Origin of the sequence: Streptomyces sp. NPDC060064 (genome assembly GCF_042736455.1) — a bacterium.
Lineage (GTDB): Bacteria > Actinomycetota > Actinomycetes > Streptomycetales > Streptomycetaceae > Streptomyces.
In genome coordinates this window covers 231,558-255,243 of record NZ_JBHWWF010000005.1, presented here as the reverse complement: position 1 = coordinate 255,243, position 23,686 = coordinate 231,558, and the positions used below count along the sequence as shown (strand labels likewise).

The following is a 23,686-nucleotide window of genomic DNA, read 5'->3' as shown; positions in this document are numbered from 1 at the left end:
GGAGCTGACCCGGTAGCCGGATGACGTGACGAAACGCGGGGCCCTAACGTGGCGGATCATGAACATCCTGATCGTAGGCGGCAGTGGCTTCCTGGGCCGCGAGTTGGCCCAGCAGGCTTTGGCAACCGGACACACCGTGACGGCGACCTTCGCAACCCGCGCCGGCGACATCCCCGGGATCCACTGGCTGCCCATGGACCTACGTCGCAGCGAGGAGATCACATTGGCGCTCAGGGAGTCCCAGCCGGGCGTTGTCATCAATGCGGCGTACCGCAAGGCCGACTGGACAACCACAGCCGACGGCGCCATTTGCCTGGCGATGGCCGCCACTCAGCACGGAGCCCGGCTGGTGCATGTGTCCAGTGACGCCGTCTTCTCCGGCGCCGACGTCCGCTACGACGAATCCGCCACGCCGGATCCGATCACCCCATACGGGGCTGCGAAGGCTGCGGCCGAAACGGCGATCCGCCTGTTCGCCCCGGCCGCCGTCATCGCTCGCACCTCGCTGATCATCGGCAGCGGTGGCTCCGCGCACGAGGCATTCACCCACGATCTGGCCACCGGGCGACGAAGTGGCGTGCTGTTCACCGATGACATCCGGTGCCCCGTTCATGTCGCCGACCTCGCCCTGGCCATTCTTGAGCTGACCGTCTCCGATCATGAAGGCGTGTGCCACCTTGCAGGATCAGATGCAGTCAGCCGTCATGAGCTCGGTGTCCTGATCGCCGACCGCGATGAATTGGACGCCTCGATGCTGACCGCGGGTCGCCGCGCCGATACGGGTTCCCCGGGAGCGCTGGACGTCCGCTTGGACAGCACTCGGACGCAACGCACATTGCGTACCAACCTGCGCGGCGCCCGCGACTTCCTACGTCGCAAGCGCTGACTGGTACCTCTTTCGCCCCGACGGCATTGCACCGGCGGGCGACAGCTGAAGGCGCCGCCTACGGCTCCACGATGTGCCGCAGGTAGGCGTGCGGGTCGGCGAGATAGCGGCGCCAGTGGTCCACGACACCGAGCTCCCGCCAGGCGACCCTCCGCATGCCGTGCTCGCCGACCTCGATGATGTCCGCGCCCGGCAGGGCGGTCAGCAGCGGGGAGTGCGTGGCACAGATGACCTGGCCGCCCTCCTTCGTCAACCGGTCGATGTGCCCGATCAGTTCGAGGCACGAAGAGAACGAGAGCGCCGCCTCCGGCTCGTCCAGGACATAGAGCCCGGTGTGGAGGAACTTCCCGCGGAACGCCGCGAGGAAGCCCTCACCATGGCTGACCGATTCCGGCGAAAACCCCTCCCTGCCCAGGGCGTCCAGCGCGGTCTCGGCCCGCAGGAAGAAGCCCTTGCGGGCCGACCAGCTGGTTGCCATACGGCGCCCGCGCGCGGCCGCGTCGAACCTCATCCGCTCGCCGAGCACCGACTTGCCACGCGAGGAGGCGTAGCGCCAGTCGTGGGAGCCGCCGTAGGAGTCCAGACCGAACCCCTCCGCCAGCGCCTCGACCAAAGTCGACTTCCCCGAGCCGTTCTCACCGACCAGAAAGGTCACCGGCTCGGTGAAGCGCAGCCCTTCGTCAAGCAGCTGCCGGACGCAGGGCACCGACCAAGGCCAGGCGTTTTCGTCGTACGAGGAGAGATGGGCATACGCGCGTTCGACAATCACCCGACCAGTGTCGCCCAGGACTCAGAAGACGTACGGCTCTGCGCCCCGGCGGCCGAGCCGGCAGTCGCTCTCATCGCAGAAGACCCGGCGCACGCGGAGACGGGCGACCATCCTGAATCCACCGACGGGGAGTCGGCTGTCTGACGCCAGTACCGGCGGTGAACCCGCGCGGCAGTATGCCCTGGGCGCCCAAGCAGCCTCGGCAACGCCGCCGACCGGCGGCACAACCCACGAACAGCCGGATGTGGGGGTGCTGTGGAAGCTTCGCTCAGCGGACCGCCTGAACGCTAGAGGCCAACTGAAAAGGCCAGCGGGCCCTACAGTTGGCGGGCTGTCCGTTGTCATGCAACTCAGTCGTCGTGTCATCCAATGGAGTCGAAGGCCCTTGTACCTGAGCGTGCCAGGATGCCGGGGACACGACCGCCAGCACGTCGACGGGCAGGAGCCAGCCATGATCAGCGGTGCACATGTCATCCTCTACAGCCAGGACGCCGAGGCGGACCGTGCCTTCATCCGTGACGTCCTCGACTTTCCCGGCGTCGACGCGGGCGGCGGCTGGCTCATCTTCAAGCTGCCCCCGGTCGAGGTGGCCGTGCACCCGACCGACGGCCCGCCCCAGCAAGAGCTCTTCCTGATGTGCGATGACCTTGATTCCCAGCTCGGCGAGTTCCGCGCGCAGGGCGTCGAGATCACCCGCGCGGTCACCGAACAGCGCTGGGGCAAACTGACTGCGATCCGGCTCCCCAGCGGCGCCGAACTCCCGCTGTACGAACCGCTGCACCCCATCGCCCACAGCCTGTGACCCCACAGCACTCAGCTCAGCATGACGAATCTCAGGGTGGCCGCGGACCGTCGGTGGCGCCGCCACAACAGGGAGGCCGTCCACATCGGAATCGCTCGTAGCGGTTCGTAACAGTTCGGCCCGTCGCTCGACGCTCGGTCGTCGTGTCGTCGTGTCGTCGTATCGTCGAACATAGTCGCTGCAGGTCAAGGGCGCCGCGACCGACTGACTGACTTCGATGACACCGGTTACTCATGCGGCGAGGCCGAGAGGCCGGGGCAGATGTCCCGTCTCATGCGAATTGGCCCCTGTCTCGGGTGATCTGGTCCGTTGGCGCTACTCATGTCACGCGAGACCTCGACCCGCACAGCGATGAAACCCGGGTTCTCCGTGAACAGCACGCCCCACTACGGTGGACCGATGACGTCGATCAAGAAGTTCCAAGTCACCTTCGACTGCGCAGAACCTGAGCGACTCGCTCGTTTCTGGTGCGAGGTGTTGGGGTACGTCGTACCACCGCCACCGGAGCCTTTTGCCACTTGGGACGATTTCAAGCGCTCGCAGCCACCTGAGCAGCGGGATTCATGGTTCGCCTGCAGTGATCCCTCAGGTGTGGGCCCGCGCCTGTACTTCCAGCGCGTCCCCGAAGGCAAGGCCGCCAAGAACCGGCTGCATCTTGACGTGCGGGTCGGCACCGGACTCGTGGGTAAAGAGCGCCTCGCCGCACTTGAAGCCGAATGCGCACGACTGGTCCCGCTCGGCGCGGTACACGTGCAAACGCTGTATGCCGATGGCGTCAACGAGTCGTGCATCCCGATGCAGGACATCGAGGGCAACGAGTTCTGTATCGACTGAGGGCCGCGAACCTGTCCTCGTTCCGGCCCCATGAGCCGAGATGAAGAACCGCCCCCGCCCTGTCAGGGCGCTGTGGCACAGATCGCCGGACCAGGCGCTCGGGACGGGCGAGCCGTCCGGCCGGTTCGACAGACTACGACAAGTTCGATGATCTGGTCCTGGGTGACCGGCCGCCGGATGTGGTCTCAGGTGATCTGGTCCGGCTCCGCCAAGTGGACACGCTGCTGGTGCCCGGCGCGGTTGACATGACCGACGACGGCCCCACCGCCCGCATAGACACCGATGTCGTGGCCTGGGTTAAGGAGACCGCCCCGCACGCCCGGCGGGTGGCGTCGGTTTGTGTGGGCGCGCACCTGCTGGCGGCGGCCGGCTGTGGACCGGGGCCGGGATCAGCGCCTGCCTGGACCTGGCTCTGGCTCTGGTGGCCGAGGACCTGGGCGGGGACGTAGCCCTGTCAGTGGCGCGGCAGTTGGTGATGTACCTCAGACGCCAGGGCGGCCAGAGCCAGGTCTCCGTCCCCCTCAGTCGGCCGCGCTGTCTTCGCTGCGAGGCCCGGATCACCTCGGGGAACCGCTCGAAGGCGTCGTCGCCGATCCGGGTGCGGGTGGAACCCGGCGCGACGGCGTTGACGCGATGCCCCGCTTGCTGAACTCCTTGGCCATGTACGTCTTCTTCCGTGCCGATGGCGACGGCCTCGAGGTTTGTCGGCATCGTCCCGGCGGTCGCGTTCGTTCTGGTGGCACAGGTGACGCGACGCCGGGACAGGACGCCGGTGCCGCTCGGCGCGTCAGCCCCTGGGACCGCAAGCCCTCGGAAGGTCAGCGGATGTCGCCCCGCCAGTCCCAATGCCTCACGTCATCGGCGCGTGGCCCGTACGTCGCTCGCCCGCCGGGCCCGAAGGCACTGATTTCGGTGGGAAGAGCCGCGCCGGCGGCCAGTTGTGCCGCGCTCCATCCGGTCACATCCAGCAGCAGCCCGTCCAGCGGTCCACCCACCAGCTCCCGGTAGACGTGGCCCGGCTGGGGACCCGGATCGGGGTCCTCATGGTCCGCCCCGTACACCCGGCCCCGCATCAACTCGTCCATGCCCACCATCATCCCGACCACCACTGACAACAAGCCCCGGGAAGGCTCCCGCTCCAGCGCACGCGAGGTAAGCCGGTGCAGCCGGTTCTGGCACAGTGCCGGTATCCGCGGTACAGCGCTCTGGCCGCGGGCATCCACACATCGCGGTTTCACGCTGCCGGTCAAGGTGTGCGTGGAGTGTTCCGCGTGGCAGACGGCTGACCGGCACCGTCCGACCGGACGGCCGTCGGGTCGGCGACGCACCGCGCGGGATTCCAACTCGTGGACGCCGGCAGGTGCTGACCTCGGCGCGGCGGGGAAGTCATCATGTTGTCGACATCACCCTGTGACCTCCTCGAACGGACGGCTGCGCGTGAGCACTACCTCCACTGAGACCCCTACCGGGCGTATGCAGGGCCGCACCTGGACGGTACGGCTGACCGGCCATGCCGACCGGACGGCCACCGTGTCCTGCTCGACGGGTGCCTGCACCATGCCTGCACGGTCACGGGACGTGGCCGGGCTGCGCCGGTTCGCCGCCCTGCACGCCGCCTCGCACGCCAAGGCCGCGAGGGTACGGGCCTACGCCTCATGTCAGTGCCGCGCGGCGGAGTGTGCCGCCCACGAGGGCATGCGGGTCCACTGCTCGGGCGGAACGGTGCTGGTACTGCGACATGATCCAGCCGTGGGCCGCGTGTGGCACCTCGCTGAAGTGTGCACTGTGTGTGCGCCGTTGATGACCCACACGCGCGTCGTCGGCCTCCCCGCCCCCATGGCGCGCCCGGCCGCATCAGAATCGTTGAAGCGGCCCGAGCGGGCCGGGCAGCGTGTTCCGTCGCCCGCCGCACCGGCTGCTGTGGCAGTCGGGTTCTCCTCCCCCACCCCCGCCGGCGGGGACGATGACCCGCGTCGTGCACCTGGTCAGGCCCGGCGCGCCCAGCGGCGCTCTCCCCGGGGCGGGCAGCGGCGTTGACACCCCGGGCCCGGCGGTGATCTGCCGCCTGCCGGGCCCCGATGCCCTGCGGGAGCGGGAGCCTTGGATCAGGAGGCAGCTGCGGTGGTCTCCTCGGCGGGCCCAGGCGCAGTCTCGGTCTTGATGGCCGTGTAGTAAACGGTCGAGCCCTGCTTGGCCCGCTCGACCCGACTGCGGGCCACCAGACGCTCGGTGGTGGTGCGTACGAGGTTGTCGCTGATGTTGCGGGTCGGGTGCGTCTCGGCGAGTGCTGTGGCGATCTCGCGTGCAGTACGCGGCTCGCTCTGGCCGCTGAGGTGCTGGTGGATCAGGTCGGTGAGCGGCGGGACCGTGTCCGCGGGCTTCTGTACGGCCGTCTTCGCCGCGGACTTCTTCGCGGCGGTCTTCGTCACGGCGGTCTTCCTGGCCGCTGCGGCGGTCTTCGTCACGGTCGTCTTCTTGGCCGGTGTGGTACCGGCCGTCTTCCTGCCGCGGCGGGGTGCGGGCACGGCGGCTGCGGTCTCGTCGCCCAGGGCTGCGCTCATGCTCTCCAGAAGAGCGTGATCGGACTCCAGGGTGGCCAGTTGGGCCTGCAGTGTCTCGATCTCCGCGCGGATGCGCTCCTGTTCCGAACGGTTCCTCTCCAGATCGGCGCGCACCTTGTCGGCGTACTCGGTTTTGAGGGTGGTGTTCTCCTGTGCGGGCATGAGGGGCTCCTGACGTGTGCGTGGGGTGTTGGGGACGGACTCTACTCACCTGTCGTGAGGAATGTGTGGGGGCGACCCCACAGAATTCTCCGACGCCCGGAACGGCACACCGAAGGGTGATCCACTTGAACTATCCGCACGAAGTCGGAACTCGGGTTCGGCAGCGCGAGATTGCTGAGCCTCGACCTGTTGACCCGCATCAAGCCAGTCAACAAGGGAAGTTGTACCGGCCGGTGGCCGGCAAGGACGTAACTCCCGGGGCCTGGGCCGCGCTTGTCGGCCACTCCGCCTGCGCGTAGCCGACGGCGGGTCAGCTCTCGGCCGGCATCACCCGCGTCACCTTGCCCTTGAGATCGGCGTCCAGGTAGCCCGTGGCGTAGTCGTCGGCGAGGTAGACCGCCAGGCCGAGAGGGGTGTGGAAGGTTTCGTCGGCGGGCCGGACCACGAGGTAGCGCATGGTCGGCTTCTTCACGTTCAGGTCCTTCTCCGCCCTTCTCAGCAGGGCGGGGACGACGTCCCAGTCGAAATCGTCCAGGCTGAACGGGCGGTCGCCGCCCGACAGCGTGCTGCTGATGATGCCCTTCACCACTCCCTCGCCGACGCGGTAGGTGTAGCTGTCGTACCGCGTGTTGCTGCCCTTGACCATGATGTCCACGGACACGTACTCCGGGTAGACTGTGAGGTCGGACGCACGGTCGGTGCCCGTCGCGGCCTTGATCTCCTTGACCGCCGTCCGGATGCCTTCCGGTGTCAGCAGATCTTTCTTCGCGACGGAGTTCGAGGGTGCGGAAGTGGGCGTGGGAGTCGGTGTCCGCGATCCGGTGACGTAGGAACCACCTGGTGAGTTCGACGCCGTGTCGCCACCCTGCTTGTTGCCGTCCGGCAACAGGGCCCACACCAGGACGCCGATCAGTACGGTGCCTACGACGGACGTCGCGACCGCGATCCGGTGCTTCCCACGGTTCGGCCGGTGCGGAGTCTGCCGCGTCGGGCCCGCTGGGTAGGGAGTCGGCGGCCCTGCCGGTCCCGGCACGGCATGCTGCGGAGTCGGCTGTCCGAAGCCTGGCGGTACGGACGGCCCGGTCGCCGCTCCCGGCGGAGGCGTCAGCCGGTACGACGTGGGCTCGCCGGTCCCCCTCGGAGCGCTCGGGCCGCCCTCCACGGCAGCCGCGAGCATCCGGTCGACGGTATCCGGGTCCGGCCGCGCGGCCGGGTCCTTCACGAGTACGGCGGCCAGCACCCCGGTCAGGGGCCCCGCCCGGCGAGGCGGCGGAAGCTCCTCGCGGAGGACGGCCGCCAGCGTCGCCAGCGTTGTCGCCCTGCGCAGCGGATTGTTCCCCTCGACGGCGACGTACAGCATCATCGCCAGCGACCACAGGTCGGAGGCGGGCCCGCCGTCGTCGCCGGAGATCCGCTCGGGGGCCATGTAGTCGGGCGTGCCAATGATGGACCCGGTCGCGGTCAGGACGGTCGACTCCCTGATCGCGGCGATGCCGAAGTCGGTGAGCACCGGGCGGCCGTCCGGCCGCAGCAGCACGTTCGCGGGCTTGACGTCCCGGTGCTGGATCCCGACGTCGTGTGCGGCCCGCAGCGCGGCCAGCACCTCTCGCCCGAGCCGGGCGGCCTCGACGGGCGCCATCGGCCCCTTGTCCAGCCGGTCCTGGAGCGATCCGCCGGTCACCAGCTCCATGACGAGCCACGGGTAGGCGAGCCCACCGTCGTCCACCACGTGGTGGATAGTCACCACGTTGGGATGGTCCGCTCGGGCGAGCGCCCGCGCCTCCCGCAGTACCCGGGCCCGCAGCATCGCCGCCGCCTCCGGGTCGTACTCCGCAAGCCCCGGATCGGACGGCCGCACCTCCTTGAGTGCCACCGCCCGGTCCAGCACCAGATCACGCGCCCGCCACACCATCCCCATACCGCCGCCACCGAGCCGCGCCTCCAGCTCGAAGCGTCCATCGATGACCCGTCTGCCGGATTCCCCGTCGCTCATGGCCGGGAGCCTACGAGACGCCGGTGACACCCTGCAGACCGGGCACCGATCATCGGCCGCCGGCAGCATCTGCCCATGGCGCACACCAGCGTCACCCGACGCCATCGGCTGCGCGCTGCCAAGGGTCGGCAGCGGCTCGAAACTACGGCGAAGGCAGGCGAGGCTCCCTGGCCCCCCGGCAGGCCACCAGCCGCCACAACCACCCAGAACAACCACAAAACCCCAGCAAGAACCGAGACCACACACGTCGAGGCCCCTGCCTCTACGCTCGGCACGCCAGGCGGGCAGGACCGGCTCGATCAACTCCCGGCGGGCATCGGACAGATCACTGGGACAGCTGCGATGTCCGAGCATGTTCGAGCAGTACCGGCGAGCCTCGCGGCAGTGCAGGGCGCAACCAGCGGTTTATGGGAGCGTCTTGGGATCAGACAGGAGCGAGGCCTCATGGACTGGTGTGAACAGGCTCTCCCCTGGGGGCCGGCCGAGGTGCCGGGACCAGGCGGCTCGGTGACCGGCGCGGTTCAGACCTTGTCTGCTGCGACCAGCAGATACTGGAAACTGCCGTCCTTGTAGGCGTCCAGGAAGGCCTTCTCGATGCCGGTGGCCAGGGGTGACTTGGCGCGCAGTTCCCAGTAGGGGATGGTGGCCGCGGTGAGGTCAATGACGCTGACGGGGACGAGGCGGTTGGCGGCCATTTCCTTGAAGTAGCTGCTGCGGGGATGAATGCTGCAGATGTAGTGGGCGTTGATCTCGCTGACGGCCCGGGACGGCAGTCCGTAGGCGTCGTTGTAGCAGCCGGTGATAGTGACGTAGCGACCGCCGTGCTTGAGGAGCCTGGCGTATTCGGGGAACAAGAGGGCCAGGTCCACGTACATGGTGCTCTCGTTGTTCCAGATGGCCTGGAAACTGTCGCTCTCGAAGCCGCTGTGGAGCATGTTCTTGAGGTGGAAGCGGACCTTGTCCTCTACTCCGCGTTCCTTGGCCTGGCCGTTGGCAAAGGCGACCTGGGTTTCGGAGATGGAGACGCCGTCGACGCGACAGCCGAAGCGGCTGTGGGCGACGAAGCTGCTGCCGCCGCGGCCCGAACCGGAGTCCATGAGGCGGTCCGCAGGGGTGATGTCGCCGAGGTGGGTCATCAGCAGGTCGGCCTGGGCGCATTCCAGGCGATGGAGCTCGGCCGTGAGGCGTTCCTGGCGGGTTTCCTCGGGGCCCTCGAGGACGGACCAGTCCACGTCGCCGATGCCGTAGTGGTGGTGGTAGATGCCGTCGACCTCGCCCAGGCGGAGGTTGACGGGGTTCTTCTCCTCGTTCCAGTAGTTGGCGACGGACTTCTGGTAGAGGCTGCGCAGGGGATGGGTGGCGGTGCCCTGGACAGTCATGGCTTCTCCTTTTTGCAGGTTTCTTTACGGGTTCAATTCGCGTGCTGGTAACGGGCGCTGGTCGCGTGCCACTGTTTGCTGCCGCCCATCCACGCCCACAGACCGGCCAGGTAGCGCCGCAGCTGGGGGGAGCCGGCCGCTACCAGGACGGCGCAGTCGGCCTCGACGGTGTGCATGAGTTCGTCGTGGATGGCTGCCGTACGGTCGACGGCTTCTTGGAGGGAGCAGTTGTCCTCGGCGGCGATGAGGTTGGGCAGGTTGGTGTCCCCGGGGTCTTCCTTGGCCATCGAATAGAGGTCGTTGAGCAGGACGTTGGCCATCCCCGCGTAGAGGTAGGTGCGGCGCACGGTGGGGTCGGCGAACTCGTGGGCGGGCAGTTCGTAGCCGCCGACCGGGTCGATCAGCACCATGCAGGGGTAGAAGGCGTTTTCGTAACGGTGCAGGAGGTACTCCCACACCGCTGGCTTGCGCCCGCTGCTGCGCCATTCGGCTTCTTGCCCGTATCCGACGAACATGACGGCGAGTTCGTGGCGCAGACGTGCCACTTGGGTGGTGCTGGCGATCTGGGACAGGTGGGCGAGGCTGGATCGGAAGGCGCGCAGGACGGGCTGCCGGTGAACGAGTTCTTCGAACTGCGCGAGGTAGCGGGCGGGGAGGCGGACGGGGTCGACCACCGCGTGGGCCATCGCGAGGCGGGCGCCCAGGAGCTCCGGCTCTGTGTCGTCGCCCTCGTCGACCCAGTGGTCGTCCACGGACCATTCCGCGAGCCCGCAGCGGGCCGCCGCCAGCAGGCGGTCGGGGTCGTCGCAGTCGGGATGCGCGAGCATGAACAGGCGCCCGAACTGATGCGAGCGCAGGCGTTCGAGGCGGCCGGTGAAGATGCCGATCTCCGCGGCCCAGTCGACCAGACGGTTGTTGACCTCCTCCCCGAGGGCGGGGTCGTCACGCACCGCGTCGGGGCAGTACAGGGGCGGGATCCGCACCGCCGTGTCCTGGCCGGCCGAGGGGTCTTGCGTGGCGGACGGTGGGACCTCGTCCTGTGGGGCGGACTGCGCCACTTGCGACGCCGTGGACAGGGTGAGGGAGCGGATGGCTCGGGCGGCGGCCGTGCCCAGCCCGGCGGGGCCGGCCAGCAGGCGCTCAAGCGTGACGTACGAGGGCGGGGCCGGCAGGGCCTGCGCGGTCGTACGGGGTGTCGGGGCCGTGGGGAGGACTGGTGGGTGGGTGGCCGGCGGCCCGTTCCATGTCCACGGGGGGACGCCGACGCCACTGGTTCGGGTCATACGAGGAGTGCCTTTCGGATGAGGCAGGTGGGCGCGCCTGCTGGTGGCCGGGCGTGCGCGGTATGCGGGGCATGCCTGCGTGGGGCGTCATACGTGGGCGCAGGCGTGAGCGGACGCGGACGGCGTGCGGCCGGCCGCGCCGGGGCAGCGGGGCAGTTGGGGTGCCCGTCAGCTGCGGTCAGCGCCAGCGGCCGACTTCGACGTTCTCCAGGATGCCGAGAGCGTCGGGGACCAGGATCGCGGCCGAGTAGTAGGCGGTGACGAGGTAGGAAATGATCGCCTGCTCGTCGATGCCCATGAAACGCACCGACAGGCTCGGCTCGATCTCGTCCGGGATCCCCGACTGCCGCAGCCCGATCACGCCCTGGTCGTCGTCACCCGTGCGCATGCACAGGATCGAGGTCGTACGAGCTTCACTGACGGGGATCTTCCCGCACGGATAGATCGGCACACCGCGCCAGGAAGGGATGCGGTGGCCGCCGATGTCCACCCGCCCCAGGGACAGGCCGCGCTTGTTGCACTCGCGGCCGAACGCGGCGATGGCCCGGGGGTGGGCGAGGAAGAACTTGTTGCCGCGCCGCCGCGAGAGCAGCTCGTCCATGTCGTCGGGACTGGGCACCCCGTCATGGGGATGGAGTCGCTGCGCGTAGTCGCAGTTGCTGAGCAGCCCGAACTCCGGGTTGTTGACGAGCTCGTGTTCCTGGCGCTCGCGCAGCGCCTCGAGGGTGAGGCGGAGCTGCTGCTCGGTCTGGTTCATCGGATCGTTGTAGAGGTCGGCGATTCGGCTGTGGATTTTCAGGACCGTCTGCGCGATGGAGAGCTCGTACTCGCGCGGCTTGGGCTCGTAGTCGACGAAGGTGTGGGGGATGAGTGGCTCGCCCACGTGTCCGGCCGCGAGGTCGATCGCCGCTTCGCCGTACCTGTTGGTGCGCTGCTGCGGGAGCGCCGCGACGGTGTCCAGGTGGCTGCCCAGCGACTGGGCGCGTGCGGCGAGGTTGTCGACGTCCCTCTTGGACAGCACCAGCACCGTGCAGGCGGTGGTGGCGCGGAACGTGCACTCCCAGGCCGGCTCCGTTTCGGTCAGACACTGGTCGCCGAAGTAGGCGCCGTCGGCCAGGAATCCCAGGACGGCGTCTCCGCCGTACGGTCCGGTGCCAACTTTGTCGACGCGGCCGTGCGCCAGCAGGAAGACGCGGTCGTTCGCGTCGCCGGCACGGGCCAGCACCGTGCCCGGCGCGCAGTCGACCTGCTCGCAACGACCGGCCAGCTCGCCCAGCACAGCCTCGTCGCCGTACCCCCTGAGCGCAGGCAGCTCCCCCAGCTCTGCCGGGATGACCGAGACCCGCCCGCCGGTCTGCACGAACGTCACCCGCCCGTCACCCACGGCGTAGCTCAGCCGCCGGTTCACCCGGTAGGTTCCGCCCTGCACATCCACCCACGGCAGCATCCGTAGCAGCCACCGCGAGGAGGTCTCCTGCATCTGCGGAACGGACTTCGCGGTCGTCGCCAGGTTCCGCGCGGCGGACGTCGCCAGACTCTGTTGCTCGGACGCTTGCGCTTGCACGGCTTCCCGGTCGGCTTCAACGGTCATACGGGATCCTCAGCTCTCCTGTAGGTGCCGACTCACCCTCCTTCTTCATCACTTCGCCTGTCATCACACGAAAGAAGGCGAATGCCCCTTTCCCGTCCGGGGTAGCCAGGCAACCGTGTCGTTTCTTCGCACAAACGTCCACATTCGGTCAATCGCTGCCGGCGCCGTAGGTGATCTCGGCGCGGGTGGAGTAGCTCGAGAACCGCGTCCGCATCAAAACCGGAACTCGTACCGAAGAGGCGCCTGAAAAACGACTCTCGCGCGGGTTCCGGCTCTTCGGGGTCCAGGATTCTGCGAACCCGCGTGCCTCCGATCGAGCCATCTCCAAGGTGCGCACCGGCGTGCCGAAAGACGGGGCGTCGTGCAGGGTCTGGTGGTGCCGGCCGTGGCCGACCGCGACCACCCCGCAGTCCGGACAGCCGGTCGGATCAGCGTCGGACTCGACGTCCAGCACCACCAGACCCTGTCCACCGCCGACGTCGGGATCGCGGGTGACGTCGAGGGCGCGCATGCCCTCCACGCCGAACAACTCATCGGTCCGAGCGCACCACGACGCGTCAGGACCACACGTGCAGTGACGCACGCGAGGCCTCCTCTTGATTCAGTTGCTCGGTCGCTGCTGATCTTGGAAGGCCTCGCTCCGTCTCGCCCTCGCGCCACGGCGTGGACGCGGACACCATGAGACGGCTCATCCAGGCTCATCGACGAGATTCTTAAAAAAGTTCGGACGGCGATGTCGAGAACCCGTGACCGGCTCCGTCCCAGCATTGAAGGCGACCACAATGGGTCGTACCAGCACCGAGGAGAGACACGATGGCCAAGTACCTGCTGCTCAAGCACTACCGCGGCGCCCCGGCGGCGGTCAACGACGTGCCCATGGACCAGTGGACGCCGGAGGAGATCTCGGCCCACATGCAGTACATGCAGGACTTCGCGGACCGGCTCGAGAAGACCGGCGAGTTCGTCGACGGTCAGGCGCTCGCCCCCGAGGGGACGTTCGTCCGGTACGACGGCGAGGGGCGCCCGCCGGTCACCGACGGACCGTTCGCCGAGACCAAGGACCTCATCGCCGGCTGGATGGTGATCGACGTCGACAGTTACGACCGCGCCGTCGAGCTGGCCGGGGAACTGTCGGCCGCCCCTGGGAAGGGCGGGAAGCCGATCCACGAGTGGCTCGAGCTGCGCCCGTTCTACGGCGTGTCGCCCACCATCACGGAGTGACCTCTCAGGTGACTCAGATGAACGAGGCCCTGCTCCGTAGCCTCACGCCGAGCGTGCTCGGCATCCTCGTCCGCCGCGGAGCCGATTTCGCGGCGGCCGAGGACGCCGTGCAGGACGCGCTGGTCGAGGCGGTCCGCGTCTGGCCGGCCGACCCCCCGCGGGATGCGAAGGGGTGGCTGGTCACCGTGGCCTGGCGCCGGTTCCTCGACGCGACCCGGGCGGAGGCCGCCCGCCGCCGGCGTGAGGACCTCGTCGACGAGGAGCCGGTGCCCGGGCCCGCACCCGCGGTGGACGACACACTCCAGCTCTACTTCCTGTGCGCCCACCCGTCGCTGACGGCGTCGTCCGCGGTCGCGCTCACGCTGCGCGCCGTCGGCGGGCTGACCACCCGTCAGATCGCCCAGGCCTACCTGGTGCCCGAGGCGACCATGGCCCAACGCATCAGCCGGGCCAAGCGCACCGTCTCCGGCGTGCGGTTCGACCAGCCCGGCGACGTCGCCACCGTGCTTCGCGTCCTCTACTTGGTCTTCAACGAGGGCTACTCCGGCGACGTCGACCTCGCTGCCGAGGCCATTCGGCTCACCCGGCAGCTCGCGGCCGCGATCGACCACCCCGAGGTGGCGGGGCTGCTCGCCCTCATGCTGCTCCACCACGCCCGGCGCGCCGCCAGGACCGCGTCCGATGGCAGCCTGGTGCCGCTCGCCGAGCAGGACCGCGGCCGGTGGGACACTGAGTCGATCGCCGAGGGCGTCGAGATCCTGCAGGCGGCCCTCGCCCGCGACCGGCTGGGCGAGTTCCAGGCCCAGGCCGCCATCGCGGCACTCCACGCCGACGCGCCCACCGCCGAGGAGACCGACTGGGTGCAGATCGTCGAGTGGTACGACGAGCTCGCGCGCCTGACCGACAGCCCGGTCGTCCTGCTCAACCGCGCGGTGGCCGTCGGCGAGGCCGACGGGCCGCGCGCCGGCCTGGCGGCGCTCGTGGCGCTGGACGACTCACTGCCCCGCCACGCCGCGGTGGCGGCGTACCTCCACGAGCGCGACGGCGACCTTGCGACGGCGGCACGGCTGTACGCCGAGGCGGCTCAGAAGGCACCCAACCTCGCCGAGCGCGACCACCTGACGCGCCAGGCCGCCCGGCTCAACGCCCGCCGGTGTCGCTGACGGTCGCGCTCGGATTTTCCCGTGACACTTGGCGCGGCCCCGTGGCCAGAGCGGTCGCCTCAAAGTGAGTAGGCGGGTCGAGACCAGCTGCACGACGCGTTGCCGGCGGGGAACCTTGGCTGCGACGACATACGCGCTGGAGGCGTGGTGTGTCAGTAGACCTGCCCGCTGAAGTGCCCGCTGAAGTGCCCGCTGAAGTGCCCGGTGAAGGTGACCCATCTGCGATGGTTCGGCTGGCTGAAAAGCGGCTCACCCAGGCTTATCCACGAAGAGTCGGTTTGAGCGCGCATGGCCGCCGTGATGCTGGGCATCACGGCGGCCATGGCGTCATCACGGCACCGTGAACCAGCAGACGTCACCGGAGTCGGGCAACCGGGACTGCGGCTGAACCTCTGCCGCAATCCGCGCCAGGACCTCGGCTTTCTCCATTCGCCACGGCAGGAAAGGCTCCCGCGTCGACTCCGTCAGATCGCCCGCCAGCGCTCCAGCGTCATACAGATCGCCGACGATCCGCAGGAGCAACGTGAGCTGTTCCTGGAACGAGGCACCGCGTCCGAGGAGGCTGCCCACGGACCCGCTGATGACCGAGAAACCGAGCCAGTCGTCGTGAGCGTACTGGATCGCATACTCCAGCTCGTGGCGATATGCGTCCTGGTTCACCGTGACTCAGTTCTCATGCTGCGCGATATGGAATCGCTTCTGGCGTCAACACCGACTCGCCCTGGAAGCGACCGGCAATTGCCGGACTGGCACCGGTAACCTACCGCCGGTCGCCAGCCAGACGGGCACTGCGGGAGAACGCCCGACGGCGCGTGGATTGCGTGGCTCGGAGCTGCACTGTGAGCAGCTGGCTGATCACGCCCTCAACACCTCGCCGCTGGCACGGCGACAGGGGTGCGGCCCCCTCGCGAGGTGATGATTCGGCTCTGGCAAGATCGTGCGGCAGATCGAGGGTCTGGCCGCGTGAGCGAGCTGCCCCGGCCGGACAACGGGGAATTCAACGGGGAAAGTGAGATGAGATGCGTACGTGGACTCGTGCCATGCCGGCGGCGGTGGGTGCTCTGGCGGTGGGCTTGGCACTGACCGGCTGCAACGACTCGGGGTCGAGCAAGAGTCGGGCCGGCTCCGGCTCCCACGCGTCCGACTCCGGTTCGGACGCGTCGGACGGCAAGAAGACCTTCCGTCTGGGTGAGGCCAGCCCGGAGGAGGAAAGCGACATGCAGAAGTCGTCGGGCGCCAAGTACACGGTCACACCGACCAAGGTGCAGACCGGCACCAAGGCCGACATGGACAACTCCGGGCTGAAGAAGGACTCGAAGGACGGCCCGCAGATACCCGTCTACGTTTGGTCGACGCTCACTCACAAGAGCGGCAAAGCCATGGAGATCGGCGACATGGACGACGACCTCGTCGTCAAAACGGTCAACGGCCGGCGCACCCGTGCCCTCATCGTCCTGATGGGCGAGGCGAAATGGCCCAACTGCCCAGCGCCGGACACGGACAAGAAGCTGAGCGCGGGCCAGTCGGAGAAGATCTGCAGCGCCTTCCTCATCCCGGAGGGCCAGAAGGCAACCGCGGTCGAGCTGACCCAGGGCTTCTACAAGGAACCGCTGGAGTGGCCGGTCACCAACTGACCGGCCCGCCTGTAGAGGCGAGGGACAGCGCGGCCCCTTCCACCTCGGCGGGGCCGCGCTGTCGCTCGCTGCGTCAGGCCGGCTTGAACGCAGCCCGCGCCCACCTCGCCGAGCACGGCAATATTCAACCCACAGAAGTACGTCACCAACGGCCACGTCCGCAGGCTTCGCCCCGCTCGCTTCGTCGCAGAAGCTCCGCCTCGCCGCCCGAGGGTGCTGGGTGGTGGGCCTATCATCCCCGCGGGTGCGGGAGCAGTGGCGGCCGACGACGGCTGCCCCTGATCCGGGCCACCCCAGGGGCCCGACACCAGTGGCAGGGCCCTTGGGGACGATGCCAGAGAGCGTCAGGCCCCGGCCTCAGTGATGTTGACCATCCAGCCGATCTCGAACTTGTCCGTACACATGCCGAAAACGTCGCCCCACATCTGCTTCTCCAGCGGCGCCGACACATTTCCCCCGTCGGACAGCTTCTCCCAGTAGCCGCGCAGCTCATCGGCGTCGTCGCCGCTCAGACTCACGGCGAAGTTGTTGCCGGGCTTGCGCTCCATGCCGGGAGGGTTGTCGGCACCCATGAGCGTGAAGCCGCTCGGGGTCTCCAGCTGGCCATGCATGATCTTGTCGGCGTACCCGGGCGGCGCCTCGGAGCCGAAGTCGCCGAAGGTGTGGACCGTCAAGGTGCCGCCGAAGACGTCCTTGTAGAACTCCATGGCTTGCTTGGCGTCACCGGCGAAGCTGATGTACGGGTTGAGTCGAGAGGCCACAGCGCCATCCTTTCGTGATGGTTTGTCAGGACTGCACAGTAGCCCCGGTCGACCCCCGCCGTCGTGATCTCCATCGCCTTCTGGACGCCTTCGATCCCGCTGCACCCGCCGGCCACCTACATCCTGTGGGCGGCCGAGCTCGCCGGGGCTATGGGGCAGTTCGGTCATCTACCCTCTCAAGGCCTTGATCGCTGCCGCACGGAGGATTCGCATGACCTTGCATCCGGTACCCATCGACCGCGAGCCGGCTGCCGGGGCTGTTCTGCTGACCGGCATTCCCGGGAGCGGTAAGTCCACGGTGGCCGCTGCGCTGGCTGCCCGGCTTGGGATGTCGGCTCATGTTGAGGTCGATGCCCTCCAGCAGATGATCGTCAGCGGTGGCCAATGGCCCTCGCCGACCGGGAACGCGGAAGCCGACCGGCAGATCCTCCTGCGGGCTCGCAACGCGTGTCTTCTGGCTGACAGCTTCGTAAGGGCGGGCTTCATCCCCGTGCTCGACGACGTCGTGGTCCGCCGTTCCCACCTTGACTTCTACCGCACGACGTTCACGGCCAAGCCGCTCCACATCGTCATCCTGGCTCCGGGCCCGGTGACAGCGTGGCAGCGCAACCAGGCGCGGCCGAAGGTCTTGGCTACGGACTGGGCTCCCCTGGACGCGGCGATGCGCGCAGAACTCGAGCTGGAGGGAACCTGGATCGACAACGCGGCGCAGACGCTCGAAGAAACGGTTGAGGCGGTCCTGTCCCTGACCGGCCTGGCATCCACTTCCGAGCGGATCAAGCTCTTTGGTGATCACCGGGTGGCGCGTGGGGATCTGACGGGTACACAGTGGGTTCGGCTGGAGCCGTTGTTACCCAGGGGCGTTGCGGTGTACATCGCGTACGAGAAACCCGACCTCGGCGCGGCGATCGGAATCGGCGCTGTCATCGTGCGGCAGGGAATATCGGCTCGGTCGTGCGGCAGGCCTTCCGCACAGAGGTGAGCCAACTGGTCCTGCTCGATCGCGTTCCGCTTCAGCAAGAGGCAGCAAACGAGGTGGTCCACACCGTCGACCTGCGAGATGCCCCCGCCGTAGAAGCCGCGCTCTCGGGTGCGGATGCCGTGCTCCACCTGGGCGGGCTGCCGGATGAAGCACCGCTGCCCGACCTCCTGGAAGCCAATGTGCTGGGTACCCACCATGTCCTGGAAGCCGCCCGGCGCACGGCGATTCCGCGTGTAGTGCTGGCCAGCAGCAACCGCGTGACCGGGTTCTATCCCACAGCGCATCTCACCGGCCCGCAAGAACCGGTGCGCCCGGATGGCCTGTACGGGGTGAGCAAGGCAGCCATCGAGGCCCTGGGACAGCTCTATGCGGACAAGTTCGGCCTCTCCGCGATCTGCCTGCGCATCGGCAGCTTCGAGGAGGCCCCCACCGAGCCCCGCCACCTCGCGACGTGGTTGAGCCCGCGGGATGCCGTCGGCTTCAGCAGGGCCGCACTCACCGCCCCTCTCTCCACTCGCTTTGCCACCGTGTACGCCGTCTCCGCCAACACCCGCCGCTTCTGGGAACTCCCCACGGAATCCGAACTGGCCTACACACCCGCCGACAACGCCGAAGTTCACGCAGCACACATCACCGACGCCCACGTCCCTGCCGACTCCGCAGCTCCGCAAGCCGGCCCGTACGCCCTGCCCGAATTCACGTTGAAGCACATACAGCCCTGATCTGACCTTGGCAGGCGTCTGCGGCACGGGGCAGAGACGGCCTTCGTCCACAGAATGAGCACGGCTACCGGTCCCGCGCTCATCAGTCTCGGCACCCTCTGGCTCACCCGCCGCTGACCTGAGCCCCGCTCCAGCCGGCGCCGGCCAAGTGCCGGCCTGAGCAGCGCCACGACGTGACCTGCGTCAGGTTCAATGCCAGTACGAGGGCTCGCCCCCCTGGCTGGTCGGTGGAGAGCCTCCACACGCACAACACGACGAACACCGGCACGATCAGCAGGAGGCATCCGCATCCGGTGAGCTGCTCACGCAGGTGGGGTTGCCGCCCTTGACGGGTATCGGTCCGCCAGCTCGGGTCGACGGATGCTGTGCCGTTGTCGAGGGCATCAGCCAGGTGCTGCACATCGTCGTAGTGATACACCCGGCATGCGCTCGGTCCCCACGTGCCGTAGCCCGTCCGCGTCTCGCACCGTACACCGTGAGCTGCGGCGACCTCGTGGACGCAGCTTTGACGCATGCGACAGACCGCCGCGACTTGTCGGGCTCTCAGCCAAGCACGGCCGTAACTCTGCTCCTCCGCCGTCATCCACGCCCCCGTATCTCCTGGAGGGAGATACCCAGTTGCCGGCGCGATGAGCCCGAAAGGCGAAAGTAATCCAAAACCGCCACGACATGCGTGAATCCGTACCGCGCCGCAGGCAAGCGGAGACCACCCCCTCGTGCGACCGGCCGCGGCCGCCACCGAGCACTCGGGCAGGTGCCAGGTCTCGGTGATCCCCCTCCCGTCATGACCGCCATTGTGCGGATGTTGTCTCCGCCGAGCCCGGCCTGGTAGTCGCCGCAGTCGACTCATTGGGCTTGGGGCCGGTCAGTGGAAGAGCCAGTCACCGTCCTTCCGGGGGCGGTACAGCGCAGCCTGCCACCGTCCTGCCTCACCCGGCCAGAGGATCGTCCAATCGCGGCCCAGAACGGGCTGAACCTCTTACGACGAACACCGCTTGACGCCGCTCACGCCGTGGCTGTCCATGATGACCGCAGAGTCTTTACAACCCTCGGGCGTGCTGCCATGGTCATGTCCCACGTGGCGTCGCCGCGGAAGGCGACGCCCTGTTCGTGGGGGGACGTCGACATGATCCGTGGCTTCGCACCGTTGCGTCTCCGGCGACTGTCCCGGTTCAGATCCCGGAGCCTGATCCTGCCGGCCCTGACCGCAACCCTCGCGGTTCTCCTCCCCCTCCTCATCTTCGGCGGCAGCGCGAGCGCCGGACCGGGACAGGCTCTGCCCGCGGCGGACCCGACGTCCCCACCGCCGGCCCCGCACCACCAGGCCGCCCCCGCCGCCGCCATGGAGCCCGCCGCGCCCACCCTGCCCCGCGACGGCTGGACCGCGACCGCGAGCGACCACGAGACGGCAAGGGGCGACCACAGTCCAGCCCGCGCCCTGGACGCCGACCCCAACACCATGTGGCACAGCAAGTGGACCGCCCCGGCGACCGCGTTGCCGCACAGCATCACCATCGACATGAAGAAAACGGTGGTCGTCTCCGCGCTGGTCTACCAGCCGCGAGCCACCGGCATCAACGGCCGGGTCGGTGAGTACGCGATCCACCTCAGCGCCGACGGAGCCGCGTGGGGTGCTGCCGTGGCCACCGGCACCCTGGCCGACGACATCACCGTCAAGACCCTGAGCTTCGCGCCCAAGGGCGCCCGCTACATACGCCTGACCGCGACCACCGAGGCCGGCAGCCGCGGCCCCTGGACCAGCGCCGGCGAGATCAACCTGCTCGGCGATCCGGGCACCACCGCATCCGTGGTCGATCTACCCCGCGACGGCTGGACCGCGACCGCGAGCGACCAGGAGACGGCGAAAGGCGACCACAGAGCCACCCACGCCCTGGACGCCGACCCCGACACCATGTGGCACAGCAAGTGGACCGCACCACCGGCCACCGCGTTGCCACACAGCATCACCATCGACATGAAAACGGCCCGCCCCGTCTCCGCCCTCTCCTACGAGCCCCGACGCACCGGCGTCAACGGCCGTATCGGCGCCTACACCGTCACCACCAGCACCAGCGGCACCACCTTCAGCACTCCGGTGGCGAGCGGCACCTGGAAGGACGACGACACGTTGAAGGGCGCCACCTTCACGCGTACCGTCACCGCGCGCTATGTACGGCTCACCGCGACCACCGAGGCGGGGCGCCGCGGGCCGTGGTCCTCAGCGGCCGAGATCCGGGTCAGCGGTCCCGCCGACCCCGCCGCCCACGGCATGTGGGGCAAGGTGACGGGCTTCCCGCTGGTCCCCGTCGCCACCGCGGTGCTGCCCAACAACAAGATGCTCGCGTGGTCCGCGTACGGCGTCGACCGCTTCGGCGGCAGCAACGGCTATACCCAGACCGCGATCATGGACCTCGCGACCGGCCGCGTCACCCAGCGCCGCGTGGACAACACCGGGCACGACATGTTCTGCCCCGGCATCGCGGTGCTCGAGGACAGCCGGGTCCTGGTCACCGGCGGCTCCAACGCCAAGCGCGCCAGCATATACGACCCCGCGACCGACGCATGGACCTCGACCGCGGACATGAACGTCGCACGCGGCTACCAGGCTATGACGCTCCTTTCCACCGGTGACGCCTTCGTCCTCGGCGGATCCTGGAGCGGCGGCAACGGCGGCAAGGGCGGTGAGGTCTGGTCCTCCGCCAACGGCACATGGCGCAAGCTCAGCGGCGTCCCCGTCACCACGACCATGACCGCCGACCCGCGCGGCCCCTACCGCGCCGACAACCACCAGTGGCTGCACGCCACCTCGATGGGACGCGTGTTGCACCTCGGCCCCAGCAAGCGGATCAACTGGATATCCACCAGCGGCAACGGCAGCATCACCGCGGCCGGCACCCGCGCCGACAGCCCGGACGCGATGAACGGCAACGCGGTCGCATACGACATCGGCAAGCTGCTCACCCTGGGCGGCGCTACTGCGTACGAGAACGTGAAGGCGACCAGGCGCGCCTACACCGTCGACCTCAACGGGGGCGGTACGCCGGTCAGCTCCCGCACCGGCGACATGGCCTACGCCCGCGCCTTCGGCAACAGCGTCGTGATGCCGGACGGCAAGGTCGCGGTCTTCGGCGGCCAGTCCTACCCGGTCCCGTTCAGCGACGCGACCTCGGCGATGACCCCCGAGATCTGGGACCCGGCGACGGGCAGGTTCACGCGTATGGCGTCGATGGCGGTGCCGCGCAACTACCACAGCGTCGCCAACCTGCTGCCCGACGGCCGCATCTTCAGCGGCGGCGGCGGCCTGTGCGGCGCCTGTGCCACCAACCACGCCGACGGGGCGATCTTCACCCCGCCCTATCTCCTCAACGCCGACGGCACGGAGAAAACCCGGCCCGTCATCAGTGGCGGCGTCCCGGCCCACGCGGCCAACGGGGCGGTACTCGCGGTGACCACCGACTCGGAGGTCACCTCGTTCGCGCTGGTCCGGGCAGGCGCAGCGACCCATTCCACGGACAACGACCAGCGCCGCGTGCCGCTCACCCTCCGCCAGACAGGCACCGGGGCCTACGAGGTCACGGTGCCGGCCGACCCGGGCGTGGCGCTTCCAGGCACATACTTCTTCTTCGCGCTGAACGCCCAAGGAGTGCCCAGCAAAGCCACCATGCTCAACCTGCGCTGACGCCGAGCGTCCTCAGCGTCCTGAGCGCCTGTTTGCGATGGCGTTTTGCCGCTCGTGGTACTGACCGGTTCACTGGCCGCCGAACGGACCATCGCTGGCTGATGAACGCCCGTCGCAACGTCCGCGATCACGAACGGCCGCCGCAGCACTCGGACGCTCACCTCAATTGGACACTCATCACCGTGATGACCAAGCACCTGACCCGCAAGAAGTCCCCCGGAGCTGGTCGCCGAAGACCCCAGCCCACCAGCTGAGGCGTCCTTTGAAGTCGTGACTACGGGCAGACTTCACGACCACGAATGTCGGGCGAGAGGGACGGCGCGAGCGACCTAACGTTTTTCCGCTTCGGACGAGAAGCAGAACCCCTCTTCATCCGATCCTCGTGTAGGTCAGGTCGAAGTCCGTCCTCCACGTCTTACCGTCCTCCGCGATCTCCCATCGGCCAGCGATCGTGTTGCCGTCCTCGGAGAAGGTGCCGGTGAATCGCTGTGAGAAGGGCTCCCCGTCTCGCCATAGCTTCCACACGCCCCCGCCAAGGCTCATTCGGTAGACGCGCTGGACGTCGCGCTCGTCGGTGTAGAGCTGGTAGTAGGTGTCGCTCATCCCATCGCAGCCGATCACCGCGACGCCGTCGGGGGCCTCGGGCAGGTCCACGTGCCGCCGCTGGATCAACAGGGGCACGCCGTCGACCCACTCAAAGGCGACCCGCGCCCCACCGGGCCAGGGCGGCCCGCCGGGTGGTCCAGCCTCCATGGTCCATTCGCCGATCAGTGCCTCCAGGCGGTCCCTCGCCACCGTGTTGATGGACTCGCTCATCGCTTCTCCTTTCGCCGAGTTGCCAATAACGACCTCAAGGGGCCCAGGAACTCATCGGTGCTCGCGGTAACGGCGCAGGGTTTGCCGAAAGTGTCGATTGCCATCCGTGGCCCACCACCGCTTCTCGTCCGAAGTGCCGGCCCGTCCGGCCGGTCGACTGCACAGTTTTCCCCGCTATGGAGAGGAAAAATGTCGCAATGAGCGTCTGACCGTTCAGTTCCGGCCCGGTGCGACGCCTACCCGGGTGCCCGGCTCATTCCGGTGCTCGGCTCAGCTGTACACCCCGAACTCGTACAGCGAGTAGCCGTAGTCTCCGCGACCCCGTTGTGGTGGCAGAAGCGAGGGTGGACAGCAGTCCGGCCAGACCGATGAACCGGGTGTGCTCACCGCGGCCGCCCTGCCCGCGGTGACGACCAAAGTGCGCACACCACCAACAGCCTGAACCCGG

The 23,686-nt window shown here is 68.5% G+C and carries 20 protein-coding genes and 2 pseudogenes; 10 read left to right on the top strand and 12 right to left on the bottom strand.

Features of this window, described 5'->3' with window-relative positions; translation table 11 throughout:
* Nucleotides 1-58 precede the first annotated feature (58 nt).
* Nucleotides 59-886 (top strand): SDR family oxidoreductase, encoded by an 828-nt coding sequence (locus ACFWDI_RS09245; RefSeq protein ID WP_385302350.1) that lies wholly within the window; start codon nucleotides 59-61, stop codon nucleotides 884-886.
* Between the two features lie 58 nt (nucleotides 887-944).
* Here ACFWDI_RS09245 and ACFWDI_RS09240 read toward each other — a convergent pair whose 3' ends face one another.
* The gene (locus ACFWDI_RS09240; RefSeq protein ID WP_385302349.1) at nucleotides 945-1,655 is read right to left on the bottom strand and encodes an AAA family ATPase; all 711 of its coding nucleotides are present in this window, start codon (nucleotides 1,653-1,655) and stop codon (nucleotides 945-947) included.
* A 451-nt stretch (nucleotides 1,656-2,106) separates the two neighbouring features.
* On the opposite strand from ACFWDI_RS09240, the gene ACFWDI_RS09235 reads away from it, so the two are divergent.
* From ACFWDI_RS09235 to ACFWDI_RS09225, 3 genes and pseudogenes are all read left to right on the top strand, one after another.
* Nucleotides 2,107-2,457 carry a VOC family protein gene (locus tag ACFWDI_RS09235; protein ID WP_385302346.1) on the top strand — a complete coding sequence of 117 codons (351 nt, stop codon included), beginning with the start codon at nucleotides 2,107-2,109 and terminating at the stop codon, nucleotides 2,455-2,457.
* Nucleotides 2,458-2,856: 399 nt separating this feature from the next.
* Nucleotides 2,857-3,291 (top strand): VOC family protein, encoded by a 435-nt coding sequence (locus tag ACFWDI_RS09230; RefSeq protein WP_385302344.1) that lies wholly within the window; start codon nucleotides 2,857-2,859, stop codon nucleotides 3,289-3,291.
* Between the two features lie 59 nt (nucleotides 3,292-3,350).
* Nucleotides 3,351-3,835 (top strand): annotated as a pseudogene (locus ACFWDI_RS09225) (AraC family transcriptional regulator); the annotation flags it as partial.
* Between the two features lie 274 nt (nucleotides 3,836-4,109).
* Here the strand turns inward: ACFWDI_RS09225 and ACFWDI_RS09220 are convergent.
* From ACFWDI_RS09220 to ACFWDI_RS09190, 7 genes are all read right to left on the bottom strand, one after another.
* On the bottom strand, nucleotides 4,110-4,376 hold the full coding sequence (locus ACFWDI_RS09220) for a hypothetical protein (RefSeq protein ID WP_385302343.1): 267 nt from the start codon (nucleotides 4,374-4,376) through the stop codon (nucleotides 4,110-4,112).
* 1,020 nt (nucleotides 4,377-5,396) lie between these two features.
* Nucleotides 5,397-6,014, bottom strand: a complete 618-nt coding sequence (locus ACFWDI_RS09215) for a hypothetical protein (protein WP_385302341.1) — start codon at nucleotides 6,012-6,014, stop codon at nucleotides 5,397-5,399.
* Nucleotides 6,015-6,324: 310 nt separating this feature from the next.
* Nucleotides 6,325-8,007 (bottom strand): protein kinase, encoded by a 1,683-nt coding sequence (locus ACFWDI_RS09210; RefSeq protein ID WP_385302339.1) that lies wholly within the window; start codon nucleotides 8,005-8,007, stop codon nucleotides 6,325-6,327.
* Between the two features lie 521 nt (nucleotides 8,008-8,528).
* Nucleotides 8,529-9,386 (bottom strand): geranyl diphosphate 2-C-methyltransferase, encoded by an 858-nt coding sequence (locus ACFWDI_RS09205; RefSeq protein WP_385302337.1) that lies wholly within the window; start codon nucleotides 9,384-9,386, stop codon nucleotides 8,529-8,531.
* 32 nt (nucleotides 9,387-9,418) lie between these two features.
* On the bottom strand, nucleotides 9,419-10,669 hold the full coding sequence (locus tag ACFWDI_RS09200) for a family 2 encapsulin nanocompartment cargo protein terpene cyclase (RefSeq protein WP_385302336.1): 1,251 nt from the start codon (nucleotides 10,667-10,669) through the stop codon (nucleotides 9,419-9,421).
* Between the two features lie 178 nt (nucleotides 10,670-10,847).
* Complete coding sequence (locus tag ACFWDI_RS09195; protein WP_385302335.1) at nucleotides 10,848-12,260, bottom strand: family 2B encapsulin nanocompartment shell protein; 1,413 nt, start codon at nucleotides 12,258-12,260, stop codon at nucleotides 10,848-10,850.
* A 148-nt stretch (nucleotides 12,261-12,408) separates the two neighbouring features.
* A complete protein-coding gene (locus ACFWDI_RS09190; protein WP_385302334.1) occupies nucleotides 12,409-12,771 on the bottom strand; it encodes a hypothetical protein in 363 nt (120 codons plus the stop codon).
* A gap of 302 nt (nucleotides 12,772-13,073) precedes the next feature.
* Between ACFWDI_RS09190 and ACFWDI_RS09185 the strand changes: the two genes are divergently transcribed.
* Entirely contained in the window at nucleotides 13,074-13,481 is a 408-nt protein-coding gene (locus ACFWDI_RS09185; RefSeq protein WP_385302332.1) for a YciI family protein, read from the top strand.
* A 17-nt stretch (nucleotides 13,482-13,498) separates the two neighbouring features.
* Nucleotides 13,499-14,644: an RNA polymerase sigma factor gene (locus tag ACFWDI_RS09180; RefSeq protein WP_385302458.1), complete on the top strand. Its 1,146-nt coding sequence runs from the start codon at nucleotides 13,499-13,501 to the stop codon at nucleotides 14,642-14,644.
* Between the two features lie 330 nt (nucleotides 14,645-14,974).
* Here ACFWDI_RS09180 and ACFWDI_RS09175 read toward each other — a convergent pair whose 3' ends face one another.
* Nucleotides 14,975-15,304: a hypothetical protein gene (locus ACFWDI_RS09175; RefSeq protein ID WP_385302331.1), complete on the bottom strand. Its 330-nt coding sequence runs from the start codon at nucleotides 15,302-15,304 to the stop codon at nucleotides 14,975-14,977.
* Nucleotides 15,305-15,663: 359 nt separating this feature from the next.
* Here ACFWDI_RS09175 and ACFWDI_RS09170 point away from each other — a divergent pair, with 359 nt between their 5' ends.
* Nucleotides 15,664-16,278, top strand: a complete 615-nt coding sequence (locus ACFWDI_RS09170) for a hypothetical protein (RefSeq protein ID WP_385302330.1) — start codon at nucleotides 15,664-15,666, stop codon at nucleotides 16,276-16,278.
* Between the two features lie 344 nt (nucleotides 16,279-16,622).
* Here the strand turns inward: ACFWDI_RS09170 and ACFWDI_RS09165 are convergent, their stop codons facing one another.
* Nucleotides 16,623-17,039 (bottom strand): VOC family protein, encoded by a 417-nt coding sequence (locus ACFWDI_RS09165; RefSeq protein WP_385302328.1) that lies wholly within the window; start codon nucleotides 17,037-17,039, stop codon nucleotides 16,623-16,625.
* A 211-nt stretch (nucleotides 17,040-17,250) separates the two neighbouring features.
* Here ACFWDI_RS09165 and ACFWDI_RS09160 point away from each other — a divergent pair.
* Nucleotides 17,251-17,796 (top strand): annotated as a pseudogene (locus ACFWDI_RS09160) (AAA family ATPase); the annotation flags it as partial.
* Nucleotides 17,797-18,017: 221 nt separating this feature from the next.
* A complete protein-coding gene (locus ACFWDI_RS09155; protein ID WP_385302326.1) occupies nucleotides 18,018-18,743 on the top strand; it encodes an NAD-dependent epimerase/dehydratase family protein in 726 nt (241 codons plus the stop codon).
* A gap of 103 nt (nucleotides 18,744-18,846) precedes the next feature.
* On the opposite strand, the gene ACFWDI_RS09150 is transcribed toward ACFWDI_RS09155, so the two are convergent.
* The gene (locus ACFWDI_RS09150; RefSeq protein WP_385302324.1) at nucleotides 18,847-19,161 is read right to left on the bottom strand and encodes a hypothetical protein; all 315 of its coding nucleotides are present in this window, start codon (nucleotides 19,159-19,161) and stop codon (nucleotides 18,847-18,849) included.
* Nucleotides 19,162-19,869: 708 nt separating this feature from the next.
* Between ACFWDI_RS09150 and ACFWDI_RS09145 the strand changes: the two genes are divergently transcribed.
* Nucleotides 19,870-22,422, top strand: a complete 2,553-nt coding sequence (locus ACFWDI_RS09145; RefSeq protein WP_385302323.1) for a discoidin domain-containing protein — start codon at nucleotides 19,870-19,872, stop codon at nucleotides 22,420-22,422.
* A gap of 369 nt (nucleotides 22,423-22,791) precedes the next feature.
* Here ACFWDI_RS09145 and ACFWDI_RS09140 read toward each other — a convergent pair whose 3' ends face one another.
* Nucleotides 22,792-23,238 (bottom strand): hypothetical protein, encoded by a 447-nt coding sequence (locus ACFWDI_RS09140; protein ID WP_385302321.1) that lies wholly within the window; start codon nucleotides 23,236-23,238, stop codon nucleotides 22,792-22,794.
* Between the last annotated feature and the right edge of the window lie 448 nt (nucleotides 23,239-23,686).